Origin of the sequence: Streptococcus sanguinis, assembly GCF_050223295.1 — a bacterium.
Taxonomy (GTDB): Bacteria; Bacillota; Bacilli; order Lactobacillales; family Streptococcaceae; genus Streptococcus; species Streptococcus sanguinis_X.
Genome location: NZ_CP071424.1, coordinates 1,101,355 through 1,121,418 on the forward strand (window position 1 = coordinate 1,101,355; position 20,064 = coordinate 1,121,418).

Annotated in this window: 17 protein-coding genes; 15 read left to right on the forward strand and 2 right to left on the reverse strand. The window is 43.2% G+C overall.

Going from position 1 to position 20,064, the window contains the following annotated elements:
* Positions 1 to 8 precede the first annotated feature (8 nt).
* From rplU to J1C77_RS05380, 4 genes are all read left to right on the forward strand, one after another.
* Positions 9 to 323 carry a 50S ribosomal protein L21 gene (rplU, locus tag J1C77_RS05365; RefSeq protein WP_002904398.1) on the forward strand — a complete coding sequence of 105 codons (315 nt, stop codon included), beginning with the start codon at positions 9 to 11 and terminating at the stop codon, positions 321 to 323.
* A 15-nt stretch (positions 324 to 338) separates the two neighbouring features.
* A complete protein-coding gene (locus J1C77_RS05370; protein WP_002900460.1) occupies positions 339 to 683 on the forward strand; it encodes a ribosomal-processing cysteine protease Prp in 345 nt (114 codons plus the stop codon).
* Positions 684 to 700: 17 nt separating this feature from the next.
* The gene (gene rpmA / locus J1C77_RS05375; RefSeq protein WP_002895619.1) at positions 701 to 994 is read left to right on the forward strand and encodes a 50S ribosomal protein L27; all 294 of its coding nucleotides are present in this window, start codon (positions 701 to 703) and stop codon (positions 992 to 994) included.
* A 250-nt stretch (positions 995 to 1,244) separates the two neighbouring features.
* Positions 1,245 to 2,600, forward strand: coding sequence for a vWA domain-containing protein (locus tag J1C77_RS05380; RefSeq protein ID WP_002921423.1), 1,356 nt, complete (start codon positions 1,245 to 1,247; stop codon positions 2,598 to 2,600).
* Between the two features lie 97 nt (positions 2,601 to 2,697).
* Here J1C77_RS05380 and J1C77_RS05385 read toward each other — a convergent pair whose 3' ends face one another.
* A complete protein-coding gene (locus tag J1C77_RS05385) occupies positions 2,698 to 3,438 on the reverse strand; it encodes a hypothetical protein (protein WP_002921422.1) in 741 nt (246 codons plus the stop codon).
* A gap of 236 nt (positions 3,439 to 3,674) precedes the next feature.
* Between J1C77_RS05385 and J1C77_RS05390 the strand changes: the two genes are divergently transcribed.
* The 3 genes from J1C77_RS05390 (at position 3,675) to J1C77_RS05400 (ending at position 9,689) form a co-directional block, all read left to right on the forward strand.
* Entirely contained in the window at positions 3,675 to 6,473 is a 2,799-nt protein-coding gene (locus J1C77_RS05390) for a glycoside hydrolase family 3 N-terminal domain-containing protein (protein WP_002921421.1), read from the forward strand.
* Positions 6,474 to 6,757: 284 nt separating this feature from the next.
* A complete protein-coding gene (locus J1C77_RS05395; RefSeq protein WP_002921419.1) occupies positions 6,758 to 8,719 on the forward strand; it encodes a peptide ABC transporter substrate-binding protein in 1,962 nt (653 codons plus the stop codon).
* A gap of 112 nt (positions 8,720 to 8,831) precedes the next feature.
* Entirely contained in the window at positions 8,832 to 9,689 is an 858-nt protein-coding gene (locus J1C77_RS05400) for a GNAT family N-acetyltransferase (RefSeq protein WP_042762899.1), read from the forward strand.
* Between the two features lie 150 nt (positions 9,690 to 9,839).
* On the opposite strand, the gene J1C77_RS05405 is transcribed toward J1C77_RS05400, so the two are convergent.
* A complete protein-coding gene (locus J1C77_RS05405) occupies positions 9,840 to 12,197 on the reverse strand; it encodes a KxYKxGKxW signal peptide domain-containing protein (RefSeq protein WP_049547394.1) in 2,358 nt (785 codons plus the stop codon).
* A 279-nt stretch (positions 12,198 to 12,476) separates the two neighbouring features.
* On the opposite strand from J1C77_RS05405, the gene J1C77_RS05410 reads away from it, so the two are divergent.
* The 8 genes from J1C77_RS05410 (at position 12,477) to J1C77_RS05445 (ending at position 20,059) form a co-directional block, all read left to right on the forward strand.
* On the forward strand, positions 12,477 to 13,379 hold the full coding sequence (locus tag J1C77_RS05410; protein ID WP_032908183.1) for a LysR family transcriptional regulator: 903 nt from the start codon (positions 12,477 to 12,479) through the stop codon (positions 13,377 to 13,379).
* Between the two features lie 3 nt (positions 13,380 to 13,382).
* Entirely contained in the window at positions 13,383 to 13,850 is a 468-nt protein-coding gene (gene lspA, locus J1C77_RS05415) for a signal peptidase II (protein ID WP_002921410.1), read from the forward strand.
* Entirely contained in the window at positions 13,834 to 14,730 is an 897-nt protein-coding gene (locus J1C77_RS05420; protein ID WP_002921408.1) for an RluA family pseudouridine synthase, read from the forward strand. The genes lspA and J1C77_RS05420 overlap by 17 nt, the downstream gene beginning before the upstream one ends.
* Before the next feature lie 116 nt (positions 14,731 to 14,846).
* Positions 14,847 to 15,956: a glutamate 5-kinase gene (proB, locus tag J1C77_RS05425; RefSeq protein ID WP_042762897.1), complete on the forward strand. Its 1,110-nt coding sequence runs from the start codon at positions 14,847 to 14,849 to the stop codon at positions 15,954 to 15,956.
* A gap of 21 nt (positions 15,957 to 15,977) precedes the next feature.
* Complete coding sequence (locus tag J1C77_RS05430) at positions 15,978 to 17,240, forward strand: glutamate-5-semialdehyde dehydrogenase (protein WP_002921405.1); 1,263 nt, start codon at positions 15,978 to 15,980, stop codon at positions 17,238 to 17,240.
* Positions 17,241 to 17,242: 2 nt separating this feature from the next.
* Complete coding sequence (gene proC / locus J1C77_RS05435) at positions 17,243 to 18,046, forward strand: pyrroline-5-carboxylate reductase (protein WP_002921404.1); 804 nt, start codon at positions 17,243 to 17,245, stop codon at positions 18,044 to 18,046.
* Positions 18,047 to 18,184: 138 nt separating this feature from the next.
* Positions 18,185 to 19,315, forward strand: coding sequence for a radical SAM family heme chaperone HemW (gene hemW / locus J1C77_RS05440; RefSeq protein ID WP_427195154.1), 1,131 nt, complete (start codon positions 18,185 to 18,187; stop codon positions 19,313 to 19,315).
* A 3-nt stretch (positions 19,316 to 19,318) separates the two neighbouring features.
* Positions 19,319 to 20,059, forward strand: coding sequence for an acyl-[acyl-carrier-protein] thioesterase (locus J1C77_RS05445; RefSeq protein WP_002921401.1), 741 nt, complete (start codon positions 19,319 to 19,321; stop codon positions 20,057 to 20,059).
* Positions 20,060 to 20,064: the final 5 nt, after the last annotated feature.

Below are 20,064 nucleotides of genomic sequence, written 5' to 3' on the forward strand. Positions count from 1 at the left end.
GGTGCATAATGAGCACATACGCAATCATTAAAACTGGCGGAAAACAAGTTAAAGTTGAAGTTGGTCAAGCAATCTACGTTGAAAAGTTGAACGCTGAAGCTGGTCAAGATGTTACTTTTGATGAAGTTGTTCTTGTTGGTGGTGAAAACACTGTTGTAGGAACTCCGCTTGTTGCTGGAGCTTCTGTTGTCGGAACTGTTGAAAAACAAGGCAAGCAAAAGAAGGTTGTTACTTACAAGTACAAACCTAAAAAAGGCAGCCATCGTAAACAAGGTCACCGTCAACCATATACAAAAGTTGTCATCAACGCTATCAACGCTTAATTTTAAGGAGATTAAATGATACAAGCAGTCTTTGAAAGAGCCGAAGATGGCGAACTGAGGCGTGCAGAAATCACAGGTCACGCCGCGAGTGGTGAATACGGCTTTGATGTCGTGTGTGCGTCCGTTTCGACGCTCGCCATTAATTTTGTCAATTCAGTTGAGAAATTCGCAGGCTACGAACCAAACTTAGAATTAAACGAAATAGAAGGCGGTTATCTGAAGGTTGAAATTCCTCAGGATATACCGTCACACCAAAGAGAAATGACTCAGCTTTTCTTTGAATCATTTTTCCTAGGAATGGCAAACTTATCGGAGGACTCATCTGAGTTCGTCCAAACCAGAGTTATCACAGAAAACTAACACGGAGGAAAAACATTATGTTAAAAATGAATCTTGCTAACTTGCAACTATTCGCCCACAAAAAAGGTGGAGGTTCTACATCTAACGGACGTGATTCACAAGCGAAACGTCTGGGAGCTAAAGCAGCTGACGGTCAAACCGTAACTGGTGGTTCTATTCTTTACCGTCAACGCGGCACTCACATCCATGCAGGTGTCAATGTTGGACGCGGCGGAGATGATACTTTGTTTGCAAAGGTTGAAGGCGTAGTACGCTTTGAACGTAAAGGACGCGATAAGAAACAAGTTTCTGTTTACCCAATCGCTAAATAATTAATAATAAATCCCCATGCTCAAATATCGAGCATGGGGATTTATTATTAGAGACGGCACGATAAAGCATTTGTTTAATGATTCATGATGATGCTCATCGATTTTGGTATACAAACTCTGATAATATTCTAAAATTTTAATTTTTAGACTAATAAATATCTGAAATCGCTTGCAGTTCCTATTTTTTTATGTTATTCTATATAAAATAGATGCAATCATGTTTCTAAATCTAAAAAGATAAGGAGAAATTATGGAAAAAGAATCATTTAAACTTCCAGGCTTTTCATTGTACAAATTGAAAGTTGGATTAGCATCAGCAACTCTTCTATTTGCCTTTTCACAAGCTTCGCATGTTTTTGCAGACCAGATTGGTACACCACCTTCATCAAGCGGTATAGCAAAAACTGAAGCAGTAAGCTCTCCGATTGAAGCTGCTGGTACTGAAATTGCTGCTGATACAACGAAACCTGTTGTTGAAGAATCCGCAGCGAAACCAGGAGACTTGATCGATGTCTCAAAAAATGTATCACCTGTTGATGTCAAAGAAAGTCAAGAAGGCAATCAAACAGTCCGTGTAGAAACGGCAACTGTTGATGTTACAAAGACAGAAGTGGCTCCGGCAAAGGTTGATAAGGCGCCAGAGCCAATAACTAGACGTACTGAAAATACTTTATCTGGCACAGATGAAAATGGAAATCCCTATACGCAGTATGAGCGAGTAGATAAGACTACAACTATTACCTACACCTCAACGCCACCAACTGTGACAAAAGCTGGTTCAGCTGATATTGTATTTGTTGTCGACCGTTCAGGATCCATGGGTGGCACAATTGATATTGTTCGTGCAAATATTAATGAATTTGTGCGAAATATTACTAAAGAGGGGATTACAGCACGTTTTGGCTTGGCAACATTTAGTGATGAAGTCTACGGCCGTAATTCTGGCAGCAAAGATGAAGATACGGTTCTAACACGGTTTGGGTCATCTTATTTTACAACTGATCCGGCTGAGCTCGAAAAAGCATTGGCTGCAATTCGTATAGCGAGTGGAGGAGATACTCCAGAAACACCAACTCCTGCCCTGAACCAGATTATTTCAACCTATGACTGGTCTAAGTCATCTAAAAATAAGAAATTCGTCGTTTTATTGACAGATGCTGAAATGAAAGAAGACCCTTCAATTCCAACGGTTGCTGATACACTTGCTGCTCTAAAAGCTGCTGGTATAGAAAGAACCGTAGCGACGGTAAAAGCGATTGAGGGAATTTACAAAAATTTTGCAACAGAAGGCAGAGTGCTTGATATCGAAAATAACTTAGCTGATGCTCTGACAAAGGGAACCACTTCATGGATTGTTGAAAGTGTCAATGAAGCTCGTTACTATAAGATCATAAAAGATAGTTATCAATTCTATCTTGAGCGTCGTACTACAATGCCTACATCTACCGTCTACCATGTTCAGGCACCAACACTTTTGGCTAAATCAGAACAGTCTCTTCCTAAAACAGGAAGTAGCGAAAAGGCAGTCTATAGTGTTGTGGGGCTTGGTTTGCTTCTGGCTGGATTGGGACTAGGTATTAGTATAAGAAAATCAAAAGAACAATAACCATCTGCTTATAAAAAATGAATTTTCTATTTGAGTGATTTTGAATAAAATAAATACCAGAAACGAAGACATACGTCCTCATTTCTGGTATTTTTCGTTATGGTGTAACTTCTTCATCTTTTATATTAACAACGCCATACCAATTTGCATAATAGGTCTTTCCGTTGTAGTTGACAATAGTTTCCCTATAAAGTTCACCGTACTCACCAAAGTAATAATAGTACTTGCCAATCTTATAAAGTCCGTTTTTATAAGGTGTTCCATCTTCTCCAAAGTAATAAGTGTATTCAGAGTAACTAATAAATTTGTTTTTAGCCATTTCTCCGTAAGAATCAAAGAAGTATTGTTTGCCATCAACACTGTAAAGATTGATGACCCTTCGTCCTTTTTCGTCAAAATAATAGACCTTACCTGTTGGGCTGGTATAGAAGGAGTTTTTTAGATTTGTCGGAATTTGTTCTGCTGGGTCATCTTGAATTTTGTATGTATCTCCATATTGGTTTGCGAGATAGTATTTACCCTCGTGAAGTACGATTCTATTTTTAATTATTTCCCCAGACTCATCATAAAAAGCAGCAGGGAACTCACGCTTAGGAGCCTCCGGAACCTTGATAGGTCCTGGATCATCAAAGATAGTAGGGTCGTCCTCAATATCTGGTACACTAGGATCGTAAATACCAACTTCACGTCTAGAAGCCCAGTCAGGGATTGACTTGTTCTCCGCTCGAACTGTTCCGGTGGAAATCAAAGCAGCGGCCAAAGTTGCAGCAGAAGCGAGGGAAAGCCCCAGCCAGTAGCGGCTGTTGAACATTGCTTTGGTGTTCTTTTCTTGTCTCATAGCAAATCCTTTCTATGCAACTGTTACTATAAGATTAAAGAATCTCATTTTTAACAGTTAGGTTATGTTATTTCTATAAAATTATACCTCTGTAACATTTCTATAATATTGTAATATTATTTCATTTTTATAGAGATTATATTACTAATTGGTGATAAAAACAAACAATAATTAGATAATATGTAAACGTTTACAAACATCGTTTTTTGTGCTATTATTATAGGGATGAAAGGAGAATGCCTATGATGAAAAGGTATAAATTGCTATTGGCGCTTGCCTTATCATTACTAGTTTTTTGGCCAATGGGAGCCATAAAGGCAGATACGGTTAATCAGCCGCCAGAATCTGCTAACCAGTCTGAACAAGCAAGTGCTGCAGTTGTAACATACTCTTCTGATAGTAGTGCAGAGGCTAGGGGGACGCCAAGTCAGGATAGTCAGATTGCCGAAAAAGCCTTGCCAGTCTCTGATGCTCCGTCAGTTGCAGCTACTGAAACGGCTGCTTCAACCCAAGAAGCCAATACTGGTAATTTGGTAGAAGATTCTGCCAAACCAGCGACCGCTCAGTCTGCAGAAGTTTCCTCAGATGCCAATCAGGCGCAAGGTCAAGCGGCGACTGATGCGCCACCAGCTTCTAAGAGAGTACAGGAGCTTGTGGCAGATATGACGCTTCGTCAGAAAATTACCCAGATGCTGATGCCAGACTTCAGAAAATGGCAGCAAGAGGGTCAAGCCGCCCAGTCCGATATGACGGAGCTTAATAAAGAAGTGGCAGAAGCGGTTGATAAATACGACTTTGGCGGAGTTATTCTTTTTGCTGAAAATGTGAAGGGAACTGCTCAAACCTTAGCCTTGACTCAAGCTCTGCAGCAAGCAGCTATCAGTAACCAAGCTAATAATGGTAAGTTGCCACTCTTGCTTGCTATAGACCAAGAAGGTGGTATTGTTTATCGTTTGGGCAGTGGGACTGCTCTTCCAGGCAATATGGCAGTTGGCGCGACGCGTGATCCGGAATTGGCTAATCAAGCAGGTCAAATCATCGGACGGGAGCTATCAGCTCTCGGTTTGAATGTCAACTTTGCCCCAGTTTTTGATACCAATAATAATCCACAGAATCCAGTTATTGGTTTGCGTTCCTTCTCTTCAGATCCTAAGGTGGTTGCTCGTTTGGGAACGGCTATGATGGAGGGGATTCAGAAATACAATGTCGCAGTAGCGGCTAAGCATTTCCCTGGGCATGGCGATACGGCGGTGGATTCTCACACTGGTCTGCCTCTGGTAGATAAGTCCTATGCGGAGTTAGAAGCGCTGGAGTTGCTGCCTTTCAAGGCTGCCATTGACAAAAACGCTGATATGCTGATGACAGCCCATATTCAGTATCCTCAGATTGAGAAAGACACGGTTATATCTAAGCAAACTGGGGAAACCATCTATATCCCTGCCACCTTGTCTGCTGACATTATTACTGGCATTGTTCGCAAGAAATTTGGCTACAAGGGAGTGGTGGTATCTGATGCTATGGGCATGGATGCAATTGCCAAAAACTTCGGAGAATCTGAAGCGGCTATCATGGCTATCAAATCAGGTGTAGATGTGGTGCTGATGCCAACCGTCTTACGCAGCAAGAGTGATTTGGCCAAGGTTGATAAGATTATCAACGATATTGAACAGGCGGTTCAGAGAGGTGATATTCCAGTCAGCAGATTGGATGAGTCTGTGACCCGCATCTTGAACCTAAAAGAAAAACGGGGTATTTTAGACTTTGACCCATCTGAACGTACCCAAGCTAAGGCTGAAGCAACTGTTGGCTCAGAGTTAAACAGAGATACTGAACGAAAAATCGCTGCTAGTGCAGTGACAGTAGTTAAAAACGATGATACTGTTCTGCCTTTTAAGGTCAAATCTGGTGACAGGATTTTGCTGTTAGCTGCTTATGACGATGAAGTGCCTGGACTAGAGCTGGGTGTCAAGCGTCTGATAGCGGACGGAGTGATTCCAGCAGGTGTCACATATGAAGCGCTAAACTACAGCAAAACAACCAAGTTAGAAGATTTGAAAGGGAAGATTGACCAGGCGACTCACCTTGTCTTAATCTCTGAAATTGGTCGTCAATCTCAACTGGCTAGCGATTTCTGGCTGACAAGAGTTCCGACAGAAATCGTGGACTATGCAAACGCAACTGGAAAACAGGCAGCTGTCATGAGCATTTCTAAACCTTATGATGTAGCGAATTATCCTAATGCCAAGGCTATTGTAGCAGTTTATGGAAACAAGGGCATGGATCCAACTGAGTCTCTGAAGCCTGACAATGCCTTCGGCCCTAATATCCCAGCTGGTGTGGAAGTTATTTTCAATGGTCAAAATCATGTTGGGAAGTTACCAGTAAATGTACCGAGTATCAAGGATGGTATCATGTCTGAGACAGAGGTTGCCTATCCTATCGGGCATGGTCTCTTTTATACCGATCCAGTTAAGGATATAAAGGTGAATATCCCTGCATCTGCTCAGCTAGATCAGCCTTTTACGGCTACCGTTACCCTAGGTGGACTAAACGGTTTAGAAAAAAATGACTACCGTCTTGCCCTTAAGATGGATACTCAGCACTTCAGCATTCTGCCAAGTTCAGGCTATACCATCTCTGGTGACACTGTTTTGATTTCTAAAAAAGCCAATGATACGAATCCAGTTGAGATCAGCTTGAAAGGATTAGGAGAGGGTCAGTTCAGTCCAGTGCTTTCCCTGACCTTGATTGACAGTCAAGACAGAGAATTCAGCATGGGAGAAGGTTATTATAAGGAGCTTATTCAGATTACTGCAGCTGGGCAGAACACGATTCCAGGCCAACAAACTCCTCCTCAGTTGAGTTTGCGTTCTGTTGAACCTGTAAGTTCTCGTCAGCAACTAAGTCAGCAGGCTGCACAGGTAAGCCAGCTTCCCAAAACAGGAGACAGCAGCAGTTTGTTCTTAGTCTTGCTGGGTGCTTTGTTCTTGTTTGGAGCTGTCTATCTATATGACTTGTCTTCTCGCAGACTATAATCAATAAAAGAATGAGCGAGCAGTGTTGAAGAGCTCACAGTTCTAATCATTCTTGATAAAATAACAAAAAGGAAGAATCCAAAGCAAGTTTGCAGTAAAAGCGGATTCTTCTTTTTTACTTGGAATTTTGTAGGAATGCTGCAGCAGAGAGCTTTGCGAGTTTTCTAAAAATACGTAGGCTTGAATATTTTACTCAACTGTCATCGGTTTACTATTTACTTTTTATACGCTTTTTGGTATAATAGTTCATGTTATAAAATGTAACATCAAAGGAGGTTCTATCCATGAAAGCATCAAAGTGGCTGATTGCGACTGGAGTTGCACTGAGTGCCGGGCTATTGCTAACGGCTTGTAGCCAGTCTTCATCTAGCACAAATAATTATACTTACGTTTATAGTTCAGACCCTGACAGCTTGAACTATCTTGCTACAAACCGTACAACGACAAATGATGTCATTTCCAACCTGGTCGATGGACTTTTTGAAAATGACGAGTACGGAAATCTGGTTCCCTCTATCGCGAAGTCATGGACAGTTTCTAAGGACGGTCTGACCTATACTTATAAGCTGCGTGATGATGCTAAATGGTACACATCCGATGGTGAAGAATATGCAGAAGTAAAAGCTCAGGACTTTGTGACTGGCTTGAAGTATGCAGCGGATGAAAATTCTGAAGCTATTTATCTAGTTCAGGACTCTGTGAAGGGCTTGGATGCTTATATCAAGGGTGAAGATAAGAATTTTGACAATGTTGGTGTCAAAGCTATTGATGACCATACCCTGCAATACACTTTGGCCCGTCCGGAGCCTTACTGGAACTCTAAAACGACCAGTACGATTCTTTTCCCAGTCAATGAAGAGTTTCTGAAAGCAGAAGGAAGCAATTTTGGCTCTGTCAAGCCATCTAGCATCCTCTATAATGGTCCTTACTTGCTCAAGTCTCTGACTTCCAAGTCTGTGATGGAATTTGTCAAGAACCAAAACTACTATGACAAAGACAATGTGACTCTGGATAGCATCAAGCTGACTTATTACGATGGAAATGATCAGGAAGCGCTGATTCGTAACTTTAGCGATGGCGTCTACAGTACTGCTCGTCTCTATCCGAATAGCTCTGGCTTTGCTTCAGTCAAGAAGAAATATGCTGACAATATCGTGTACAGCCCGCAAGATTCTACTTCTTATTACTATAATTTCAACTACAACCGTCAGTCTTACAATCATACTTCTAAAACAACAGACGCTCAAAAATCTGCGACTAACGAAGCAATCATGAACAAGGACTTCCGTCAGGCTATTAACTTTGCCTTTGACCGTACATCTTATGGTGCGCAAGGAAATGGTGAGGACGGAGCGACTAAGGTCTTGAGAAATACCTTGGTACCACCTAGCTTTGTCCAAATTGGCGACAAGGATTTTGGAACTGTTGTTGGAGAAAAATTAGTCAACTATGGCAGCCAATGGCAAGGAATTGACCTCTCTGACGCTCAAGATCCTTACTACAATCCTGAAAAAGCCAAGGCGAAATTTGCAGAAGCGAAGCAAGCCTTGCAGGCTAAGGGAGTTGAATTCCCAATTCACTTAGATATGCCTGTGGATCAGTCTAGCACGATTGGCGTTCAATGGGCTAGCTCAACCAAGCAGTCTATCGAATCGGCTCTTGGAGCAGAAAATGTCGTCATTGACCTGCAAAAGATGAGCACAGACGATTTTAATAATATCACCTATTTTGCTAACTCTGCTGCTCAGAAAGACTATGATATGTCTACTGGTGGCTGGACTGGTGACTACCAAGACCCATCTACCTACCTTGATACTCTCAATATCAAGAACGGCGGAAGCTTGCAAAACTTTGGTTTTGAGCCAGGTCAGGATAATGATAAGATTAAAGAGCTGGGCTTGGATACATATACTAAGATGCTGGAAGAAGCCAATGCTGAAACCAACGATGTGCAGCTGCGTTACGAAAAGTATGCAGAAGCGGAAGCTTGGTTGCTAGATAGCGGCTTGATTATCCCGACTGTTTCACAAGGAGCAACACCGTCTGTTACTAAATCAGTGCCATTTACAAAGGCCTACTCACCAGTTGGTGTCAAAGGTTCAGCTTACAACTTCAAGCTGACCCAGCTTCAGAAGGATGTAGTAACGACTAAAGAATACGAAGCGGCTAAGAAAAAATGGAAAGAAGAAGCTACTGCGGCAAATAAAAAAGCCCAGGAAGAACTTGCTGACCACGTTGAAAAATAAAAAATGATTAACTTAGCGACATTGGGGCTGGATTTTTCCAGTCCCTTTTTGAATGGCTTGGTAGGGCTATTCGTGGTAAAATAGAAAGAAATACTGCAAGGAAGTGAAAGAGTTGAAAGTAAGAATTTATAGTGCATTGCCTGAAAAAGAAAAGCAGGAATTATTTGAATTAGTTCAAGAGTGTAATAAGGTGGACGGAGGCTATAGACTGCCCTATCTGGATAATAATTATAATGCAGATCCTGAAATGCCAGCCTTCTTCTTGGCTGAGATGGATGACCGAACCATCGGTTTTTTATCAGTCTACTCGGATGAACCTGGCCAAGCTGAGGTTTCTCTCTATGTTCTGCCATCGTATCGCCGTCAGGGTGTGGCTAATCAGCTTCTGGCTGCTTTTGCAAAAGTAGCGGATCAGTATGATTTGACCAAGATTGAATATATAGTGGAGCTGGTCTTTTTGAACGCTCAACCTGATTTTGCTAGAAGATTTGATTACCAAGCAGATGAAGCGGAAATCTGGCTGGCACAGCCTGCTCAAACTTTTCCTCTGGAAGAAAGAGAAGGGATAGAGGTCATGCAGGGAAGTTTGGACTTGGCAGAAGAGATTGCAGCCTTTCAGTCCCAAGTCTTTGAGACACCGCTAGATGTTGCTTTGAAATATGCCAGAGAAGCCGTCAGCAGCACATCCAGTCTGCTTTATATCTTGAAGAAAGATGGTCGGGTTGTGGCTTCTGTGTCGGTTGATACGGATTTTGGGACCAATTATTTCTTTGGCTTGGCGGTTGATCAAGATTTTCAGGGGCAGGGGTTAGGAAGCTATCTCTTGCTTGCAAGTATGCAGGATTTGAATGAGCTCAATGGACAGGAGTTTCAGATTGTCGTAGAAAAGCAGAATACGCGAGCTTTGAAACTCTATAAAAAGCTAGGCTTCAAAGAGATGACAGAGGTTGTCTATCTGACAGAGAAGTGAAGATGAATTGGCTCATTTTAGATGGATTTATCTTGGGTGAAATGGAGTACATGGCAGAGTGTGCGTTTTGCAGACTAGATTGCGCCACGGTTTTTTGATCATAGTGAAGAGGCTGAGATCTTTTGAGCTCAGCCTCGCTTCTCATCTTTTTTATGGCTCAATCAGAGTTACAACTCCCTTTTCATCGGCTTTGTATTTTTTGCCTTTCAGATTGAAAGTTTGATTCTTAAGCAGGGCACCGGAGTTTCCGAAGCAGTAGCTTTTTCCATCGATTTCCTTTAATTGACCAGTCACTAAAGCGGGATAAGGGCTACTATTACTATCAAAGTAATAGGTATTATCGTTGGTTGTCAGCCAGCCACTAGCTAAGCTTCCGTCCTCCTTGAGATAGACTTGAATTTTTTCTCCATTACCTTTTACATAGGAGACCAAAAGATTGGCTTGGGCTTCGCCCTCTTTGTCGTCCAGATAGTAGTAGTGGCCGTCAATAAATTTTAGTTCATTTTTAATTTGGCGCCCTCTTTCATTAAAGTAAATTTTTCTGCCATTAATGATCTGCCAGCCTGTGACTGGTTTGCCGTCGTCTTCCAAGTAATAGTAGTAGCCTTTTGGACTCAAATAAAATTGATTTTTAGCATTGGGTGGCATTTCTTCGTCAAAATCCTTGTCTGATTTAGTAGCGATGCCATCTCCATCAATGATATAGTCGGATTCGCGATAGTAGACGATGCGATTGGTCGCTTTCTCTCCAGTCCACTCATCGAAATAATAGAGTTTGCCATCAATTTTCCAAAGTTCGCCTTTGATTTGTCCGCCTTTTTGATGATAATAATCGTACTTCAGATCTGGATTAGGTCCTTTTGCGAAATACAAAAGCTTTCCATCCACTTCTTTCCATCCTATGACAGCTCGGCCGTTCTCATCAAAATAGTACCAGCCGTAGAAATAAGGGGAATAAGTGTAGTTGTTGCCTATTCCGACATAACGAAATTCATTTTTGACCACCTCTCCAGTGTAGGTATCATAATAGCGGAAACTGTCGCCGTCGTCGATGAGTTTGCCTTTTATTTGTTCTCCATTACGGTAGAATTCTAATTGCTTACCGTTGATATTCTGCTCACCGGTTAGTGCAGCACCGTCTGGACCGAAATAATACCAAGCTATATAACTGCCGTAGTTGTTGCGGGATTTGATACCAGCAAAGCGGTCTTCGACCATCTCTCCAGTATCAGGCGCAAAGTAATATTTTTTTCCGTCGATTTCAACCAACTGATCTTTCGCCTGAAATCCGGAAGCGCTAAAATAGTACTTCTTCCCGTTTATAATCTGCAAGCCCTTTGCCAATTCGCCGTTAGTAGTGATATAGAACCACTGACCGCTTTGATTAGTATAAAAACGGTTGGTTTGGAGTGGATTTGTGTTAATTTCACCAGTATTAGGATCTGTGTAGAGCAATTTCTGCTTTGAATCAAAACCGAGTCCTTTGAGCTGTAATCCATTATCATTGAAGTAATATTTTTTTCCGTCAATGGTTTGGTATCCGTTGACGAATTGGCCGAGTTCATTGAGGTAGTACCAATCATTTGAAGGTGCATATTGGAAAAATCTGTTGGTAATAAGATAGCCTGTATCTTTTTCGAAGGCGTATTTTTTGCCATCTATGCGATATGATCCTCTGACTAAGACACCGTAGTCATCAAAGTAGACCTTGTGTCCATCGAAAGTTTGCCAATGTTTCAAGGCTTTTCCGTCTGGACCGAAATAGTATCGATTTCTAGGGTAAAATTCTTCTTCCCACCATTGATTGGTAATAGGATGGCCATCTTGGCCGAAATAGTAAGTAGCTCCTTCGTAACCAGTTAGAGCTAGCTGGTTTTTGTAAATACCGCTATAACGATCTTGGTAGTATTTTTTTCCGTCTACTTCAAATAAGCCCTGCGGATTTTCTCCTTTTTCGTCGTAGTAAAACGTGTGGCCCTGTTTATCTGTTACAAACTGATTTTTAGGAGGGTCAATGGCAGGATCGTTTTGTTCTTTCTTTTCGACCTCCTTGTTTTGTCTTGCTTGCTCAGTTTTTGGCTGAGTGATTTCAGTATCTGACTGGTTGTTTGCTTCCTTTTCTGCAGTCGTTTCTCCTTTCTTTGCCTGTTCTTTCTCAGTGTCCTTCCTTTCCGCTAGATTTTCCTGTTTTCCTTGAGAAGGATTGGACTCCTCTTGGTGGCTATTCTTGTCAGTTTCGAACGGGGCTTGGGATATAGTTTCATCCTGATGTTCTGGCTCAGCTAGATGATTTTCTGGGGTATCCAGAAGATTATCAGTGTTTTCAGAAATCTGCGGACTGATATTTTGTCTAACTTGAGCTTGCTGTGGAGAGCTAGGTGAAGTCATCTCCTCTGCCTCTGCTTGCCAAAAAGTCAGTAAACCAGCTCCTAAAGTAGCAGAAGTGACTGCAACTGTAATCCATTGCTTTTTAACTTTTCGGAGTTTGAAGTGCGTTCTTTTTTTCATGATAATTCCTTTCTAAAGTGAGGGCGGAAGAGTTTTGCCTCTTGCCGCTTGAGGGGTATGAGAGTTGGTGAGATTCGTAAATTACTCTTAAATAATATAGCACATTTTTATTACCATAATGTTATGGTTATTTTTCATACTAATATAAAATTAGAGTTATTAGACGCATCTATTTCTAACAATAAAATAGAAAAACAAAGACGAATGTTTTCTGCCTGAATCTTTTGTTCTGCCTTGGTTTATGGTATAATGAGACGATATGTAAAGAAGGAAAATGTTATGAATATTCAACAATTGCGTTATGTGGTCGCCATTGCTAACAGTGGGACCTTTCGAGAAGCTGCGGAAAAAATGTATGTCAGCCAGCCTAGTCTGTCTATCTCTGTCCGTGATTTGGAAAAAGAGCTGGGCTTCAAGATTTTTCGTCGGACCAGCAGCGGGACTTTTCTGACTCGCCGAGGAATGGAGTTTTACGAGAAAGCTCAAGACTTGGTTAAGGGCTTTGATGTCTTCCAAAACCAATATGCCAATCCCGAGGAAGAGCGGGATGAGTTCTCAATTGCCAGTCAGCACTATGACTTTCTGCCGCCTTTGATTACCCAATTTTCTCAGACCTATCCTGAGTATAAGAACTTCCGAATTTTTGAGTCAACAACCGTGCAGATTCTGGATGAAGTAGCGCAAGGCCATAGTGAAATCGGCATTATCTACCTCAATAATCAAAATACCAAGGGCATTATGCAGCGGGTGGAAAAGCTAGGTTTGGAAGTAATTGAGTTGATTCCTTTTCAGACCCACATTTACCTGCGGGAGGATCATCCTCTGACTCAGAAGAAGGAGTTGGTCATGGAAGATTTGGCTGCTTTGCCGACCGTTCGCTTTACTCAGGAAAAGGACGAGTATCTCTATTATTCAGAGAATTTTGTCGATACCAGTGCCAGCTCACAGATGTTTAATGTGACGGACCGTGCAACTTTGAATGGGATTTTGGAGCGAACCGATGCTTATGCGACCGGATCTGGCTTTTTGGACAGCAATAGTGTAAATGGTATTACTGTCATCAAGCTTCGTGACAATTTGGACAACCATATGGTCTATGTCAAGCGTGAAGATGTGGAGTTGACTCAGGTCGGAGAAGACTTCGTATCGGTTATGAAAGAGTATTTTGCACAGAAAAAATAAAGTATGAAAAGAAAAATTATTATTCCTTTTGCAGTCTTGGTTCTTATTGTTGTGGACCAGCTGGTTAAGTTATATATTGTCAGCGATTTTAAGCTGGGGCAGGTCAAGAGTTTCATTCCGCATCTGGTGAGTTTGACCTATCTTCAGAATACCGGTGCAGCCTTCTCCATGCTGGAAAACCAGCAATGGCTTTTTACTTTGGTGACATTTCTGGTTATCGGAGGAGCTGTTTACTACCTTATCAAGCACCTCAATGCCTCGAAGTGGATGCTGGCCGGGCTAACCTTGGTGATTGCTGGCGGTTTGGGGAACTTTATTGACCGGATACGTCAAGGTTTTGTCGTGGACATGTTTCAGTTAGATTTTATTAATTTTGCTATTTTCAATGTGGCGGATATGTATCTGACCTTTGGTGTAGCTGTTTTACTGCTGATGATTTTGAAGGAAGAAAAAGATGGAAGTAAGAATTGAGTCTTCAGTAGCTGGTCAGCGATTGGACAAGGCGGTTGCCGAGCTGACAGACTTATCGCGGAGTTTGGCTAATGAGCAGATCAAGGATGGCCGGATTTTGGTCAATGGACAAGTCAAAAAAGCCAAATATGCTGTCAAAGAAGGCGATGTCATCTCCTATGAGCTGCCTGAGCCGGAAGTAGTGGAGTATGTTCCTGAGGATATTCCGTTAGAAATCATCTATCAAGATGAGGACGTGGCAGTTGTCAATAAACCTCAGGGAATGGTGGTTCATCCTTCTGCGGGCCATACCAGCGGTACGCTAGTCAACGCTCTTATGTATCACATCAAAGACCTGTCTGGCATCAACGGAGTCCTCCGTCCGGGGATTGTCCATCGGATTGATAAGGACACCTCAGGGCTTCTCATGATTGCAAAAAATGACCAAGCCCATGTAGCTCTAGCTGATGAACTTAAGGATAAGAAATCCCTACGCAAGTATTGGGCTATTGTTCATGGGAATTTACCTAACGACCGTGGAGTGATTGAGGCACCGATTGGCCGCAGTGAAAAAGACCGCAAGAAGCAGGCCGTAACGGCAAAAGGCAAGCCAGCTCTGACGCGTTTCCAAGTCTTGGAACGTTTTGGTGACTATAGCTTGGTTGAGCTTCAGCTAGAAACGGGACGGACTCATCAAATCCGCGTTCACATGGCCTACATCGGACACCCTGTGGCTGGAGATGAAGTCTATGGACCGCGTAAGACGTTGAAAGGGCATGGCCAATTTCTGCACGCGCGAACGCTGGGCTTCACCCATCCTCGAACTGGTGAAGTGCTGGAATTTACAGCTGAAGTGCCAGCTGTTTTCCAAGAAACCTTGGAAAAATTGCGACAAGGATAGCGCAAGTCCATTCATCATTAAAATACAAATTTTCCTTTGACCGCTTTAATCGCGGTCATTTTTATTTTCTGTAAATCGTGGTATAATAAGACAATCTAGCAGTGAAGGAAAAGGAAATGAAAGCAAAGCGAATCGTATTTAAGGTGGGGACTTCGTCATTGACTAACGCAGATGGCAGTCTGTCACGCGCCAAGGTAAAGGAAATCACTCGGCAGTTGGCTCTCTTGCATGAGGCGGGACATGAGTTAATCTTGGTCTCATCAGGAGCTATTGCGGCAGGTTTTTCTTCTCTAGGCTTTAAAAAGCGACCGACCAAGGTAGCAGATAAACAAGCTTCAGCTGCGGTTGGACAGGGTTTGCTTTTGGAGGAATATACAACCAATCTTCTTTTGAAACAAATCATTTCTGCTCAGATTCTTTTGACACAGGATGATTTTGCAGATAAGCGGCGTTACAAAAATGCCCATCAGGCCTTGTCTGTCTTGCTGAATCGCGGCGCTATTCCTATCATCAATGAAAATGACTCGGTGGCCATCGAGGAGCTCAAGGTTGGGGATAATGATACACTGAGTGCTCAGGTGGCAGCCATGGTTCAGGCGGACCTCTTGGTGCTCTTGACAGATGTCGATGGACTCTACACGGCTAATCCCTCTAGCAATCCTGATGCCCAGCGGCTTGAAAAGATTGAGAAGATCAGCTCCGAGCTGATTGATATGGCAGGCGGTGCAGGAACGAGCAATGGTACTGGCGGTATGCTGACAAAGATAAAAGCTGCAATGCTGGCGACCATGTCTGGAGTTCCGGTCTATATCTGTTCCTCGCTCAAGACTGATGCTCTGCTGGAAGCTGCGGAGGAAACCAAGGATGGCAGTCTCTTTTTAGCCCAGGAAAAGGGGCTAAAAACGCAGAAGCAATGGCTGGCTTTTTACGCTAAAAGTCAAGGGGAAATCTATGTAGACCAAGGGGCAGCCGACGCTCTCAGAAATAAGGGAAAAAGTTTGTTGGTTTCTGGTCTTGTATCTGTATCTGGTAGCTTTGCCTATCAAGATACGGTGACGGTTTATGAAGAAGGAAACGGAACTATTCTCGGTAAAGGGCGCGTGCGTTTTGGCAAGTCAGCTCTTAAAGATATGCTCAAGTCCACTAAACCTAAGGGTGTTATCATTCATCGGGATGACTGGATCTCTTTGACACCGGAGTTAAATGATTTATTTGCTGAATTTTAGAAGACAAGGAAGGGAGAAGCGATGACCTCAACACAAGCGATTTTTGAAAAGGTTCAGAAAGTCAAGAAGACGATCAATACGGCCACAACGGCTGAGAAAAACCATGCTTTGGAAGAAATGGCAAGTCAGCTCTGGCTTTCTCGTGCGGATATTTTAGCAGCCAATGAATTGGATATGACCACGGCTAAAGGTAAGATTTCAGATGTGATGCTGGACCGCCTCTATCTGGACGAGGATCGCATTGCTGCCATGGCTGAGGGCATTCGCCAGCTGATTGACTTGGAGGATCCTGTAGGGCAAGTCTTGGGAAAAACCGAGCTTGAGAACGGTCTTGTCATCAGTAAAAAGCGGGTGGCTATGGGTGTGATTGGTATTATTTACGAGAGCCGGCCTAACGTCACCTCTGACGCTGCAGCTCTTGCCCTAAAGAGTGGCAGTGCAGTCGTCCTCAGAAGCGGCAAGGATGCTTATCAGACAGCGCTAGCTATTGTTACAGCTTTGAAAGAAGGCTTGGCTCAGACGAAGATTTCGCCGGATTGTATCCAGTTGGTTTCTGATACCAGTCGGGCTTCCGCCCAGGCTATGATGAAGGCCAAGGGATATCTGGATTTGCTCATTCCTCGTGGTGGTGCGGGACTGATTCAGGCGGTCGTGGAAAATGCGACTGTGTCGGTTATTGAGACAGGTACTGGAATTGTCCATATCTATGTAGACAAGGATGCTGATCAAGACAAGGCTTTGGCGATTATTGAGAATGCCAAGACCAGTCGCCCTTCTGTCTGCAATGCCATGGAGGTACTGCTGGTTCATGAAGAGATTGCAGCAGAATTTTTGCCACGTGTGCAGAAGATGCTGGTGACAGATCGAGATGCTGAGCAAGAAAACCCTGTTGAATTGCGTTTGGATGAGAAAGCAGCTCAGTATATCTCGGGCTCGCAAGCTAGTCCGGAAGATTTTGATATCGAATTTTTGGACTACATCTTAGCGGTCAAGCTGGTTTCTTCGCTGGAAGAAGCGGTGGAGCATATTGAAGCTCACAGCACCCATCATTCGGATGCCATTGTGACGGAGAACGATTCAGCGGCAGCTTACTTCACAGAGCAGGTGGATAGTGCGGCAGTTTATGTCAATGCCTCAACCCGCTTTACAGATGGCGGTCAATTTGGCCTCGGCTGCGAAATGGGGATTTCTACTCAGAAACTGCATGCCAGAGGTCCTATGGGGCTGAAAGAGTTGACCAGCTATAAATACGTCATCCAAGGGACTGGTCAAGTGAGGAAATAAAGATGAAAATTGGATTTATCGGTCTGGGAAATATGGGTGGCAGTCTCGCTCGCCTAGTTTCCCAAGATGAAAGATTTAGAAGCGAATTACTCCTGGCCAATCGCAGTCGTGACAAGGCTGAAAAGATTGCTGCGGAAGTTGGTGGACAACCGGTTAGTAATGCAGAAGTTTTTGCTCAGGCAGAAATTATTTTTCTGGGAATCAAACCAGCTCAATTTGCTGACTTGCTGGCTGATTATCAGGAGGTTCTAGAAAAACGGGAGTCTCTTTTGCTGGTTTCGATGGCTGCTGGTCTGAGCTTGGAAATATTAGAAAAATTGACACCTAGCCACCATCGTTGGATTCGGATCATGCCTAATACACCAGTAGCTGTTGGCGAGGGGGTTATTACCTATGCCTTATCCCAGCAGGCGAATCAAGTGGATGAAGACTTGTTGCGTGAGCTTCTGTCTTCAGCTGGCCTTTTAGTTAAACTAGAGGAAAAACAGTTGGATGCAGCGACAGCTCTTGCTGGCTGTGGACCAGCTTTCGTCTATCTCTTTATAGAGGCCTTAGCGGACGCTGGGGTGCGGGCAGGACTCAGTCGCGATATATCACTTGAACTGGCCAATCAAACTCTCTTAGGCGCTGCCAAGTTAAGCCGGGTCAGCGGGCAACATCCGGCTCAACTCAAAGATCAGGTCTGCAGTCCGGCCGGATCGACTATCGCCGGGGTAGCCAGTCTGGAAGAAAATTCCTTTCGAGGAACGGTCATGGATGCCGTTCAAGCTGCTTACAAGAGGACGCAGGAGTTGGGGAAGAAGTGATTTAAATCTTTAATTTTTTAGATTATAGGAAAGGGTGTGACTTGCGAGGACAATTTTTGTCTTTACAGGATCACTCTTTTTTTCTTTGTTTGATAATCAAATAAGTCCTCTCTTTAAAACTGTGGTATAATAAGTACTATGCAAACCAAACCGACTTCTGCTTATGTGCACATTCCTTTTTGTACTCAGATTTGTTATTACTGCGACTTTTCCAAGGTTTTTATCAAAAATCAGCCGGTAGATAGTTATCTGGAGCATTTGATTGAGGAGTATCATTCTTACGATATCAAAAAGCTCCGTACCCTCTATATCGGTGGCGGAACTCCGACCGCTCTATCGGCGCGTCAGTTGGCTTTTTTGCTGGAAAAGCTGACAGACAAGCTGGACTTGTCTTGTCTAGAAGAGTTGACCATTGAAGCCAATCCCGGGGATTTGGACCAGGAGAAGATTGCTGTACTTAAAGACTCGCCTGTCAATCGGGTTTCGCTAGGCGTACAGACTTTCAATGACCGCATGCTTAAGCAGATTGGCCGCAGTCACTTGGAACAGGACATCTATGATAATATTACTAATCTCAAAAAAGTGGGTTTTGATAATATTTCAATTGACTTGATTTATGCCCTGCCCAAGCAGACTATGGAAGATGTGAAAATCAATGTAGCCAAGGCTATTGCTCTGGACATTCCTCACATGAGTTTGTACAGCTTGATTTTGGAAAATCATACGGTCTTTATGAATCGGATGCGGCGGGGGAAGTTGCCCCTGCCCAAGGAAGACTTGGAAGCGGAGATGTTTGAATACATTATAGCTGAGCTGGAAAAGGCCGGCTTTGAGCATTATGAGATTTCAAACTTTTCCAAGCCAGGCTTTGAGAGCCGCCATAATCTCATGTACTGGGACAATGCGGAATATTATGGTATTGGAGCGGGAGCGTCTGGCTATGTCGATGGTGTTCGCTATAAAAACCACGGGCCGATTCGTCATTATCTGCAGGCGGTGGAAGCGGGCAATGCCCGTGTGCAGGAAGAAGCGCTGACATTGAATGAAAAGATGGAAGAAGAGATGTTTTTAGGCTTGCGTAAGAAGTCAGGTGTTTCTAAAAAGCGCTTTGAGGAAAAATTCGGTCTTTCCTTTGAAGACCAGTACGGAGTTGTTGTGTCTGAGCTGACTGAGCAGGGCTTGCTAGTAACAGACAGAGACATCGTGCGTATGACCAAGCAAGGCCTCTTTTTGGGCGATACGGTTGCTGAGAAATTTATATTGGAGTAAATCATGGGCTTAACTTATCAAATGAAAATGAAAATTCCTTTTGATATGGCAGATATGAATGGCCATATCAAGCTGCCGGATGTCATCTTGCTGTCCTTGCAGGTATCGGGGATGCAGTCAATCGATCTTGGCGTCAGTGACAAGGATATGCTGGAGCGGTATAACCTAGTCTGGATTATCACGGACTATGATATTGATGTGACACGTCTGCCACGATTTGCAGAGGAGATTACTATCGAAACAGAAGCCTTAACTTATAATCGGCTCTTTTGCTACCGTCGCTTTACGATTTTTGATGAAGCGGGTGAAGCCATTATACAGATGATGGCAACCTTTGTTCTTATGGATCGAGATAGCCGCAAGGTTCGTGCCGTTGATCCGGAGATTGTAGCGCCATATCAATCAGACTTTTCCAAGAAATTACTGCGAGGTCCTAAGTATCCAGACTTGGAAAATCCTGTCAGCAAGGACTACCATGTGCGCTTTTACGACTTGGATATGAACGGACATGTCAACAACAGCAAGTATCTAGACTGGATTTTCGAGGTTATGGGTGCAGACTTCCTTACGAAGCATATTCCTAAGAAGGTCCATCTAAAGTATGTCAAGGAAGTTCGACCAGGCGGCATGATTGCTTCTAGCTATGACCTAGAAGGTCTGCAAAGCAATCATCGGATTTCCAGTGACGGCGAAGTCAATGCCCAGGCTTTAGTAACCTGGCAAGAGTTTAAACAAGAGAATTAGGAAGA

What these genes read in the sequence shown, in the direction of transcription:
- rplU (WP_002904398.1), top strand. Translation starts at nt 9, where the DNA reads ATGAGCACATACGCAATCATTAAAACTGGCGGAAAACAAGTTAAAGTT.
- J1C77_RS05370 (WP_002900460.1), top strand. Translation starts at nt 339, where the DNA reads ATGATACAAGCAGTCTTTGAAAGAGCCGAAGATGGCGAACTGAGGCGT.
- rpmA (WP_002895619.1), top strand. Translation starts at nt 701, where the DNA reads ATGTTAAAAATGAATCTTGCTAACTTGCAACTATTCGCCCACAAAAAA.
- J1C77_RS05380 (WP_002921423.1), top strand. Translation starts at nt 1,245, where the DNA reads ATGGAAAAAGAATCATTTAAACTTCCAGGCTTTTCATTGTACAAATTG.
- J1C77_RS05385 (WP_002921422.1), bottom strand. Translation starts at nt 3,438, where the DNA reads ATGAGACAAGAAAAGAACACCAAAGCAATGTTCAACAGCCGCTACTGG.
- J1C77_RS05390 (WP_002921421.1), top strand. Translation starts at nt 3,675, where the DNA reads ATGCCTATGATGAAAAGGTATAAATTGCTATTGGCGCTTGCCTTATCA.
- J1C77_RS05395 (WP_002921419.1), top strand. Translation starts at nt 6,758, where the DNA reads ATGAAAGCATCAAAGTGGCTGATTGCGACTGGAGTTGCACTGAGTGCC.
- J1C77_RS05405 (WP_049547394.1), bottom strand. Translation starts at nt 12,197, where the DNA reads ATGAAAAAAAGAACGCACTTCAAACTCCGAAAAGTTAAAAAGCAATGG.
- J1C77_RS05410 (WP_032908183.1), top strand. Translation starts at nt 12,477, where the DNA reads ATGAATATTCAACAATTGCGTTATGTGGTCGCCATTGCTAACAGTGGG.
- lspA (WP_002921410.1), top strand. Translation starts at nt 13,383, where the DNA reads ATGAAAAGAAAAATTATTATTCCTTTTGCAGTCTTGGTTCTTATTGTT.
- J1C77_RS05420 (WP_002921408.1), top strand. Translation starts at nt 13,834, where the DNA reads ATGGAAGTAAGAATTGAGTCTTCAGTAGCTGGTCAGCGATTGGACAAG.
- proB (WP_042762897.1), top strand. Translation starts at nt 14,847, where the DNA reads ATGAAAGCAAAGCGAATCGTATTTAAGGTGGGGACTTCGTCATTGACT.
- J1C77_RS05430 (WP_002921405.1), top strand. Translation starts at nt 15,978, where the DNA reads ATGACCTCAACACAAGCGATTTTTGAAAAGGTTCAGAAAGTCAAGAAG.
- proC (WP_002921404.1), top strand. Translation starts at nt 17,243, where the DNA reads ATGAAAATTGGATTTATCGGTCTGGGAAATATGGGTGGCAGTCTCGCT.
- hemW (WP_427195154.1), top strand. Translation starts at nt 18,185, where the DNA reads ATGCAAACCAAACCGACTTCTGCTTATGTGCACATTCCTTTTTGTACT.
- J1C77_RS05445 (WP_002921401.1), top strand. Translation starts at nt 19,319, where the DNA reads ATGGGCTTAACTTATCAAATGAAAATGAAAATTCCTTTTGATATGGCA.